Here is a 9923-nt window from a genome sequence, read left to right as displayed (position 1 = left end):
CGACCGCATCTTCCTTGAACTGCTTCGAGAATTCCCGTCTTCCCATCTGACACCTCTCTGTCCGGGTATAAGTCTACCTTTTGAGGTGTCCAGGATTATTAGGCCACTACACACCTACTTTTCTTTGCCGGCTGCAAAGAAAAGTAGGCAAAAGAAAGCAGCTCAAACCGCTAATGCTAAGCGGGCACCGTAGCCTGCTGGGGGTAGTGGTGCATCTGGAATCCGGGTTCTCGCACACTCCGCGTTAGTGACAAAGGATTCATCAGCTCCCACTCCGCACTGCGTGCGTCGCGGACGGGTCTGCAGGGGAAACCGCCGGCTTCGTTTTTGCGCAGCGGGGCCATCGGCTTCGCCTCGGCGACGCGCTCCTGCATTCACCAGGGAACCCCACTTCAATTGATATGTCGGCGCCACGCAATCACGCAATCACGCAATCACGCAATCACGCAATCACGCAATCACGCAATCACGCAATCACGCAATCACGCAATCACGGTCACGGCTGCGGTCACGGCTGCGGTCACGGCTGCGGTCACGGCTGCGACCAGGTAGCGGCTGCTGTAGTGGCGATGCAATGACGAGCCACGGCCCGCGGTGGCGAGCAGTAGACGTTAAAACGTAGCGATCGGTTTTATGAACTGCTCTTCGGCGCGCGCAGCGCCGCCGAAAGTATGACGCCCTTGTCACTGGCGTATGCACACGCACGAACCCAGATTCCAGATGCACCACTACCTGTAGCAAACCACGGTTCCCACTTAGCATTAGCGGTTTGAGCCGCTTTCTTTGCTTATCTTTCTTTGCGGCGGCAAAGAAAGTAAGTGCCGCCCCGCACAGGGGCAACACTAATAGACCACTAACAATTCAAGGAAAGGCCAACACCCTAAAAACACGGCCAAACAAACGCCGAGCAGGCAAAAACCTGACCATCAATCCTCATCATCCGTCCAGGGAATATCAACATCAGAAATAAAAGCCACCGTCGCAAACGGCCCCCCATCCTGCCGCCCGATCTTGCCGTCGGCCCGTTGCCATTCAACCCTGAACACCGTCGCCGGATCATCGGCAATCAACCGCACCGTCCGAACCTCATCCGGGTCCTGCTCCTCAACAGGGCCATCAAGCGACACCTGCAGTTCCTGCGGCCACAACCCATCAGTCGGATCGTAAATCTTGTCGCCGTCCGGAATCAGCGTGAATGCCTCCACGCCGATCGTCGCCGATGCCTCGACGATCATCTTGCCCAACGCGCGCAGCAACGCCGTCGCCCGCGCCGAGTTGGCCTGGCGAATTGCAAGATCCCCGCGCGTCAGCGCCTGCTCAAGTTTTGGGTTTGTTTTTTGTTGGGCCATTCGATGTCCTGAGTCCTATCGCTCTGTTGTGGACGGCACGCCCATTCATCGCGCACCGTACTCGATTTTTCGGGCTGAATCCTACCACTGGTATGGGCCACAGCACCGCCAGCCGTGCAGTAGAGGCCGACCAGCCCGCCCCCACAGTTTAGGTCGTGATTCGCCGTCCGACAGGGAGATTTGTCTTTCAACGCACTTCGCCGCGCTTTCGAGACGGCTTTGGCACTGCAGCATTCGTAGGCCTGGCGCCGCCGATTTCTGCGATCAGGTGGTCGCGGAACGCCTTCACCGACGGCGGCAACTCCCGTCCGGCCATCGTCTGCACCTGGATGCTGCGCTGGCGCATCTGCGGATGCGTCAGCGGCATCGCGACGAAGCCGTCGCCGATGTAGCGGTCACGCACCGACAGCAGGCCCGTGAACATGATCGCCCCGGACTTCTGCGCGTAACGGTACATCGCGCCACTATTGTTACAGGTGAGATCGGGCTCAAGCAGCACGCCTTCTAGCGCACAGGTGATGTCGATCAACTGCCGGATCGTCGTGCCAGGTTCCGGTAGCACCAGCGGATAGCGCTGCAGGTCGGCGAGCGACACCTTCGCGCGCGTGGCCAGCGGATGATCGGCGCGCAGCAGCGCCAGCACCGGCGCGCGCTCCGTGTGTTCGACCTTGACGCCCTTTTCCGGCGCGAGACTGAACGTCAGCGCGAGATCGGCGTCGCCATCACGCACCCGGCGAGTGGCCTCGCCCGGCGGCATCACGGAAAGCGTGAAGTCGATCCCGGGGTAGTGTCCGCGGAATGCCGCCATCGCGCTGGGCAGGAAATCCGCGGCGAATCCCTCCGAACTGGCGACCTTGATCATGCTGCCGTGCAACGCCGCGATGCCGCCGATCTCCTTCATCACGTGCTCCGCCTCGAGCAGGCTGCGCTGCGCGTAGGCGAGCAGACGCTCGCCCGCCTCGGAGAGCGACATGCCGCGCGGCCGCCGCTCGAACAGCGCAACGCCGAGGTCGCTTTCGAGCCGCGCGATCTGCCGGCTGATCGCCGACACGGCCACATGCAGCCGCGCGGACGCGTCGCTGATCGAACCGGTGCGCGCCACCTCAACGAAATAGCGCAATGCGATGCCATGCAATGAAAGTGCCATGAGTGATGCCTTTTGCAAGCGGATGCGGTCGTGTTTCAGTGTAACGAGCTTTGCCTTTTCGGCAACACAAGCTTCGAAAGACGATCATTGTGACAAAAATAACGGCCTCCTAGAATCGTTTCGAAGTTGATGGCCGCGAACCAGACGTGCCACGCACGGCGCCGCGCCGCCCTCATCCCCGGCACCCCGCACCCCGCATCGGAGACAAACATGAGCCGCAATCAGGCCATCGAACACGCAACGCATCATTTCGAATCAGGCGCCTTCCTCGAGAACCTCAACCGGCGCGTCGGATTTCGCACGGAAAGCCAGGAAAACGATCGCGCGGCTACGTTGCTGTCGTACCTGACCGATGAGATCACGCCCGAAGTCGAAGGGCTCGGCTTCAGTACACGCATCGTCGATAACCCCGCGGAAGGGTTCGGGCCGTTCCTGTTCGCCAATCGTCACGAAGACGACCGTCTGCCCACGGTATTGATCTATGGCCACGGCGACGTCGTGCGCGGTTACGACAGTCAATGGCGCGCGCCGCTGACGCCGTGGGCCGTGACGGTCGAAGGCGAACGCTGGTATGGCCGCGGCACCGCCGACAACAAAGGCCAGCACACCATCAATCTCGCCGCGCTAGCGAGCGTGCTGGCCGCGCGCGACGGCAAGCTCGGCTTCAACGCAAAACTGCTGATCGAGATGGGCGAGGAAACCGGCTCGCCGGGGCTCGACGCCATCTGCCACACACATAAAGAAGAACTGGCCGCGGATGTGCTGATCGCCTCCGACGGTCCGCGCCTCGCCGCGCGCCGCCCCACCGTGTTCCTCGGTTCGCGCGGCTCGGTGAACTTCAAGCTCTCGCTGAATCTGCGCGACGGCGCGCATCACTCGGGCAACTGGGGCGGTCTGCTGCGCAACCCGGCCACCGTGCTGGCAAACGTACTTGCAAGCCTCGTCGATGCGCGTGGCGTAATCGCTGTCGACGGCCTGCGTCCGCCGCCGATTCCGGAAGCGGTGCGGCGCGCGCTGGCGGATATCACGGTAGGTGGAGGTCCGAACGACCCAGCCGTCGACGATAACTGGGGCGAGCCCGGTCTCACGCCGCCAGAACGTGTGTTCGGCTGGAACAGCTTCGAAGTGCTGGCGTTCAAGGCGGGCAATCCCGAGAACCCGGTCAATGCCATCCCGTCGTCAGCCTTCGCGCATTGCCAGTTGCGCTTCGTGGTCGGCACCGACTGGGAAAACCTGGAACAGCACCTGCGCAAGCATCTGGATGCGAATGGCTTCTCGTTCGTCGAGATCAGCGTCGAGCGCGGCGCGCCGGCCACGCGTCTGAATCCCGACGACCCGTGGGTCACGTGGGCCATCGCCTCGCTCGAACAGACCACCGGCAAGAAGACGGCCGTGCTGCCGAATCTTGGCGGCACGCTACCCAACGAAGTATTCGCCGACACCCTCGGCCTGCCGACCATCTGGGTGCCGCATTCGTACCCGGCCTGCTCGCAGCACGCGCCGAACGAACATCTGCTCGGACCGGTGGTGCGCGAAGGTCTGCAGATCATGGCGGGGCTCTTCTGGGACCTCGGCGAGAACTCGCCGCATTCAACCGCGTCGACCCCACAAGCCACAGCCTGAGCGATCAACGCAGTACGCCTGCCGCCCACCCGCCGTTAACTGTTAGCCGCATCCGCCACGAGACACGCCACGATGAGCACGTCCACCTTGCAAGCCAGCGCCGTGCGGCCGTCCGCCGCAAAGGTCCATCGCATCATTCTCGCGGCGTCGATCGGCAATGCGCTCGAATGGTTCGACCTCGTCGTCTATGGATTTTTCGCGGTGACGATCGCGAAGCTGTTTTTCCCGGCGAGCACCGAAGCGATTTCGTTGATGCTCACGCTCGGTACCTTCGGCATCTCATACATGATCAGGCCGCTCGGCGGACTCGTGCTCGGCTCGCTCGCGGATCGTGCGGGGCGCAAGGTGTCACTGCTGCTGTCGATCGGCCTGATGATGATCGGCACGTTGACGATCGCCGTGATGCCGCCGTATGCCGCGATCGGTTTGTGGGCGCCGGCCGGCATCATGCTGTCACGGCTCGTTCAAGGCTTCTCGGCGGGCGGCGAGTTCGGCGCCTCCACCGCCTTTCTGGTCGAGCACGCACCCGAGCGGCGCGGCTTTATGGGTAGCTGGCAGTTCGCCAGCCAGGGCATGGCGACGCTGCTCGCCTCCGGCTTCGGCGCGTTGCTGACAAGCCAGCTCACGTCGGCGCAACTCGAATCGTGGGGCTGGCGTATTCCGTTTCTGTTCGGCCTCGCGATCGGCCCGGTCGGCTTCTATATTCGCCGCTACGTGGACGAAGGCGCCGAGTTCAACACGGAGCCGAAAACCCGCACACCGCTGCGCGATCTGTTCGGCACACAGAAGGTCCGCATGCTGCTCGCGGTCGGCTCGCTGGTCATTTCGACCGCGGCCAACTACATGATCCTGTACATGCCGACCTATGCGATCAAGCAACTGCATCTGCCCGCTTCGACCGGCTTCTCGGCGACGCTCGCAACCGGAATCGTGCTGACGGTGCTGACGCCGTTCGCCGGCCACCTGTCCGATAGCATGGGACGCATCCGCATCATGGCAGTCGCTGCGACGTTGATGCTGTTCACGGTCTATCCGACCTTCGTGTATATGAATGCGCATCCATCGTTCGCCACGATGCTGCTGGCGTTGATCTGGATCGGCGTATTGAAGGCGACGTACTTCGGCGCACTGCCCGCGCTGATGTCGGAGATTTTCCCGACGCAGACACGCGCAACCGGTCTCGCGGTCAGCTACAACATCGGCGTGACGGTGTTCGGCGGCTTTGCGCCCTTCGTGATCACCTGGCTGATCGATGCGAGCGGCAACAAGCTCGCGCCCGGCTTCTATCTGATGTTCTGCGCGGTGGTGAGTTTGCTGGCGCTCAATGCGGTGCGCTCGACGCTGAAGATTCGCTGAGCGAGCGTGGGTGAGCCTCGTCGACATTGATTGAATTCGAGGCGAGCAAGGCGGATCAACTCGCCTTGCCGCCTCGGCAGCTACATCAAGGCGCCGGATTGGGCTGCAACTCGTGCAACTTGTCGATCTCCGCGAGCACTTCCGGCGAGAGTTTCACCTCGGCGCTGGCGATGTTTTCCTTCAACTGATCGAGCGACGTGGCGCCGATCAGATTGCTCGTCAGGAACGGCCGGCTATTGACGAAGGCCAGCGCGAACTGCGCGGGCGACAAACCGTGACGCTTCGCCAGCTCCACATAACGCGTGGTGGCCTGAATCGCCTGCGGCTTGCTGTAGCGTTGAAAGCGCTCGAACAGGGTGATACGGGCGCCATCCGGACGCGCGCCGCCTTCGTACTTGCCCGACAACCAGCCGAAGGCCAGCGGCGAATAGGCAAGCAGGCCAATGTTGTCGCGATGCGCGTACTCGGACAGACCCACTTCGTACGTGCGGTTCAACAGGCTATACGGATTCTGGATACTGACGATGCGCGGCAAGCCAAGCTTTTCCGCCGCCCGCAGAAACTGCGCAACGCCCCATGGCGTTTCATTCGACACGCCGATATGGCGAATCTTGCCTGCCTTGACGAATTCGGCGAGCACTGACAGCGTTTCTTCGATGGGCACCGTATATTCGTCATCGACCCACGGATAGGCGGGACGGCCGAACGTCATCGTGCTGCGATCCGGCCAGTGCAACTGATACAGATCGACGTAGTCCGTTTGCAGACGCTTCAGGCTATCGTTGAGCGCTTCGGTCAGGTTCTTGCGGTCGAACTGGTTGCCCTCGCCGCGAATATGACGCGGGTTGTGCGGTTGGCGCGCCGGGCCGGCGATTTTGGTGGCCAGCACGATCTTCTCGCGCGCGCTGCGATGTTGCGCGATCCACGTGCCGATATAGCGCTCCGTCGAGCCTTGCGTCTCGGGACGTGGCGGCACGGGGTACATTTCCGCGGCGTCGATCAGATTGACACCATGATCGAGCGCGTAATCGATCTGCGCGTGCGCTTCCTGCTCGGTATTCTGCTCGCCCCACGTCATGGTGCCGAGACCGATCAGGCTAACCTTCACATCCGAGTCGCCGAGTCTGCGGTATTCCATCGAACCTGTCCTATTGTGTATAAAAGGAAAGCGCTGACGTTACCACGCCCGCGCGATGCCTGCAGCGCAGCTAAAATGCTGCTTCAGCGGGCGCTCGCACCACCTCGCTCAATGAACTTTCCGTCGACCCGTCTGCGATGAATCCCGAACACCTTGAACTGCTGGTCACGCGCGTGATGCCTTACGGAAAATACAAAGGCCGGCTGATCGCGGACCTGCCCGGCCACTATCTGAACTGGTTTGCGAGCCAGGGCTTTCCGCCGGGGGAAATCGGCCGTCTGCTGGCGTTGATGCACGAAATCGATCACAACGGTTTGTCGTCGCTGATCGAGCCGTTACGCAAGCGCTGAGAGCGACGCCTTCGGCAGATGCCAGCCATAGGTCACGGCAAGCACGCGCAAGATAAAGCACACCGCGCCGCCTGCCAAAGCCGCAACGCCCGGCGGCAAGCCGGCGCGCCGCGCAACCACCACAACGAATGCGCCGGCGAAAGCAGCGGTCGCGTAGATGTCGGCATGCAGCACCAGTGGCACGCGCGCCATCAGCACGTCGCGGATCACCCCGCCGCCCACACCGGTGATGGTGCCCATCAGCATCGCGATAAACGGACGGATCCCGAACAGCAGCGCCTTCTCTACGCCCGCAACGGCAAACAGCGCGAGACCGGCGGCGTCGAGCACGGTAATCAGCGCAACAGGAAACTGCTGCGCTGTGGAATGGAAAATGAACGTGAGCAGACCGGTGACGAACGTCAAGGCCGGATAACGCCAGTCGCGTATCGCGTTAGGCGGTGAATCGCCGATCAACAGATCTCGGATCACGCCGCCGCCGAGCGCCGCGACAAACGAGATCACCATGACGCCGAGCAGATCGAGACCACCGCGCATCGCGCTCAGCGCGCCCTCGATTGCGAAAACAACCGTGCCGGCCAGATCGGCCGCGAGAACGAGCGTTTCGACTTTCGGCTTTATTTTTTGTATCGACAATGTCGGCATCGACGCATCACCCTTTCTGTCTGCGAGTAGGCGAAAAGGTATAGCGAAATGCGCTGCGCCGGGTGGAAAACTTTCGCGGCCGAATACAGGCGTACGCCGCGCGCCGACTATTTCGCGAGACGAGGTCTGCCGAGCCCGCTTTCTTCCCTCGGCAGGCAACCCATGGCGCTCAGATGCATAAGCAGGCGGCCGACTGCCTCTTCGACCGACATTCGATCGGTTTCGATCATGACATCGGGGTCGAGCGGCACATCGTACGGCCCCGAAACACCCGTGAAATTGGGTATTTCACCGCGCCGCGCACGCACGTAGAGGCCTTTGACATCACGCGCTTCGCACACTGTCAGCGGCGCATTCACGAACACTTCGACGAAACCAGCGCCGACGATCTCGCGAGCCATGCGCCGATGTTCATGCTCGGGCGAGATCACCGCGGCAATCGCGATGAAGCCCTGTTGCATGATCAACGCAGCGACGTGTGCGATCCGCCGCAGATTTTCGGCGCGGTCCTCGGGCGTGAAGCCGAGGCCCGCGGTCAGGCCGCGCCGCAGCACGTCGCCGTCGAGCACGACCGAGGCATGTCCGGCTTCTTTCAGACGCTGATGCAAGGCCTCGGCCACGGTCGATTTACCGGCGCCGGACAAACCGGTCATCCAGATGACGGCTCCACGCGTTGCGCTCACGATTTCCGCTCCGTTGTGTTGGCCGCGGTGTTGGCCGCTGTCCCGGCATCTGCCAGAGGCGCCCGCTCCTGCCCGCTGACGCTGCCGGCGGGCGCCAAATCTGGCCCCAGACCGTCAAACAAGGGTTGCAGCAGCGCCTGCCGCGGCTGCCAGCGCTGCAGCGACGTCTTGTAGAGCGGACGGCGCACCTGTGCCGCGCTTGCCGTGTTCACCTGCCGCGTGGTCTGGTGAAACGCCAGACAGCGCTCGTCCCAGTCGAGTCCGCAATGCGCGAGCAAGCGCCGGACATTCCCCTCGAAATCTTCAATCAATTCTTCGTATTTGACTTCGATCATCGTGCCCTCGGGTAACACGCGTTGCCAATGGGCCATCAACGCGTCATAGGCGCGATAGTAGCGGCCCAGTTCACCAAGATCGTAGCTGAACGGCACGTCATGAAAAATTCGAGAAAAAATCGACAGACAACTTTGCAACGGCGAGCGGCTGCTATGAATGAAGCGCGCATTCGGCAACGCCAGATGAATCAGCCCAACGTTGATGAAATTGAACGGGTATTTGTCGGTGAAGCGTGAGTAGCCTGGCGTCGCGTTTTGCATTTCCGGCAGCGACGTCCGTATGCGGCGCAAATAGTCGGCGCCGAGCGTGCGCAATTGCGCGGGACCGACGCCATGCAAGGCTTCGATATCGATGCGCAAGGGATCGTCGAGATCGCGGCCGATGCCATTCACCAGCGCCTCGCCGAACTCCGTGCGCTCACCCGCGCCGAAAACCTGCGGATGACTCGCGAGAATCTGTTCGATCAACGTCGAACCCGAGCGTGGCATGCCGACGATAAAGATCGGTGCGTCCGACGTATCGCCCTGACCATGTTTGGCCGCGAGCAGCTCTGAAGTGAGGAGTTCCGGCAAATGCGCGAACAGACCGAGCGAGGCAGCCTCGTCATAACGCACGCCGGCGCGGTACAGCGCGTTGCCCTTCAGGAAGTGATCGAACGACGCATCGTTGCGGCCCAGATCGGACAACGCCTGACCATACGCGAAGTGAATCTCCGCCTGATTGGCAGGTGTGAGCGAAGCGGCATCGCCGACGAGTTGCTCCAGCGCGGCGAACACCGGATCGTCGGCGTCAAGACGCTTGGACTGCACGAAGTTGCGGTAATACAGCGGCACCTGCGGGGCAGCCTCGATCGCGTGTCGATAGGCTTCATGAGACTCGTCGAAACGACCGAGAGACTGCAGGCAGTTGCCCATGTTGTTGTACGAACCGTCGGCTTTGGGATTCAGCCGGACTGCTTCGCGATACGCATCTATCGCCTGCTCGAGTCGATGCATCTGCTCGAGCGACCAGCCGAGGCCGTGACGCAAATCGGTGTTGCGCGGATCGAGCCCGATCCCTTCGTGATAGCGAACGACGGCTTCAGGAAAACGGTTCAGCGCAGCGAGCGTCGCGGCGAGACGCTCAAGCACGACGACATCGGCGGGATCAAGCGAGCGCGCTGCGTCGAAACATTGGAGTGCGGCCGGGAGATCGCCGCGAGCGGCACAGGCGTCGCCTTCGGCGCGCCATGCTGATGCGGTCGCAGGCTGTGGATCGTGCTTCATTGACGGCCAGGTTCTTGCAGGCATCGCATCA

General features: G+C 62.0%; 9 protein-coding genes. 3 read left to right on the top strand and 6 right to left on the bottom strand.

The genetic code is table 11. From position 1 onward, the window contains the following. Positions 1-926: 926 nt before the first annotated feature. The gene (locus tag R8871_RS28990) at positions 927-1349 is read right to left on the bottom strand and encodes a hypothetical protein (protein ID WP_054034577.1); all 423 of its coding nucleotides are present in this window, start codon (positions 1347-1349) and stop codon (positions 927-929) included. Positions 1350-1536: 187 nt separating this feature from the next. Continuing rightward, positions 1537-2496, bottom strand: a complete 960-nt coding sequence (locus tag R8871_RS28985) for a LysR family transcriptional regulator (protein ID WP_175053539.1) — start codon at positions 2494-2496, stop codon at positions 1537-1539. Between the two features lie 210 nt (positions 2497-2706). On the opposite strand from R8871_RS28985, the gene R8871_RS28980 reads away from it, so the two are divergent. After that, positions 2707-4119, top strand: a complete 1413-nt coding sequence (locus R8871_RS28980; protein WP_175053538.1) for a M20 family metallopeptidase — start codon at positions 2707-2709, stop codon at positions 4117-4119. Between the two features lie 72 nt (positions 4120-4191). Then, positions 4192-5475 carry an MFS transporter gene (locus tag R8871_RS28975; RefSeq protein WP_175053537.1) on the top strand — a complete coding sequence of 428 codons (1284 nt, stop codon included), beginning with the start codon at positions 4192-4194 and terminating at the stop codon, positions 5473-5475. Between the two features lie 85 nt (positions 5476-5560). Here R8871_RS28975 and R8871_RS28970 read toward each other — a convergent pair whose 3' ends face one another. Then, a complete protein-coding gene (locus R8871_RS28970; RefSeq protein ID WP_093632597.1) occupies positions 5561-6613 on the bottom strand; it encodes an NADP(H)-dependent aldo-keto reductase in 1053 nt (350 codons plus the stop codon). Positions 6614-6750: 137 nt separating this feature from the next. Between R8871_RS28970 and R8871_RS28965 the strand changes: the two genes are divergently transcribed. Continuing rightward, on the top strand, positions 6751-6963 hold the full coding sequence (locus R8871_RS28965; RefSeq protein ID WP_006048800.1) for a DUF3820 family protein: 213 nt from the start codon (positions 6751-6753) through the stop codon (positions 6961-6963). Here the strand turns inward: R8871_RS28965 and R8871_RS28960 are convergent. The 3 genes from R8871_RS28960 to R8871_RS28950 all read right to left on the bottom strand — a co-directional run bounded on the left by R8871_RS28960 (position 6949) and on the right by R8871_RS28950 (position 9892). Continuing rightward, a complete protein-coding gene (locus tag R8871_RS28960) occupies positions 6949-7608 on the bottom strand; it encodes a trimeric intracellular cation channel family protein (RefSeq protein ID WP_175053536.1) in 660 nt (219 codons plus the stop codon). The two genes, R8871_RS28965 and R8871_RS28960, sit on opposite strands and share 15 nt — an antisense overlap. Before the next feature lie 107 nt (positions 7609-7715). Then, positions 7716-8291: an adenylyl-sulfate kinase gene (gene cysC / locus R8871_RS28955; protein ID WP_175053535.1), complete on the bottom strand. Its 576-nt coding sequence runs from the start codon at positions 8289-8291 to the stop codon at positions 7716-7718. Further along, positions 8288-9892 carry a tetratricopeptide repeat-containing sulfotransferase family protein gene (locus R8871_RS28950; RefSeq protein ID WP_175053534.1) on the bottom strand — a complete coding sequence of 535 codons (1605 nt, stop codon included), beginning with the start codon at positions 9890-9892 and terminating at the stop codon, positions 8288-8290. The genes cysC and R8871_RS28950 overlap by 4 nt, the downstream gene beginning before the upstream one ends. Between the last annotated feature and the right edge of the window lie 31 nt (positions 9893-9923).

The organism is Paraburkholderia sediminicola (assembly GCF_902859805.1).
Taxonomy (GTDB): Bacteria; Pseudomonadota; Gammaproteobacteria; order Burkholderiales; family Burkholderiaceae; genus Paraburkholderia; species Paraburkholderia sediminicola.
This window is presented reverse-complemented; position numbering and strand designations above follow the sequence as displayed.

Coding starts and splice junctions, on each gene's coding strand:
- R8871_RS28990 (WP_054034577.1), bottom strand. CDS start 1,349: ATGGCCCAACAAAAAACAAACCCAAAACTTGAGCAGGCGCTGACGCGC.
- R8871_RS28985 (WP_175053539.1), bottom strand. CDS start 2,496: ATGGCACTTTCATTGCATGGCATCGCATTGCGCTATTTCGTTGAGGTG.
- R8871_RS28980 (WP_175053538.1), top strand. CDS start 2,707: ATGAGCCGCAATCAGGCCATCGAACACGCAACGCATCATTTCGAATCA.
- R8871_RS28975 (WP_175053537.1), top strand. CDS start 4,192: ATGAGCACGTCCACCTTGCAAGCCAGCGCCGTGCGGCCGTCCGCCGCA.
- R8871_RS28970 (WP_093632597.1), bottom strand. CDS start 6,613: ATGGAATACCGCAGACTCGGCGACTCGGATGTGAAGGTTAGCCTGATC.
- R8871_RS28965 (WP_006048800.1), top strand. CDS start 6,751: ATGAATCCCGAACACCTTGAACTGCTGGTCACGCGCGTGATGCCTTAC.
- R8871_RS28960 (WP_175053536.1), bottom strand. CDS start 7,608: ATGCCGACATTGTCGATACAAAAAATAAAGCCGAAAGTCGAAACGCTC.
- R8871_RS28950 (WP_175053534.1), bottom strand. CDS start 9,892: ATGAAGCACGATCCACAGCCTGCGACCGCATCAGCATGGCGCGCCGAA.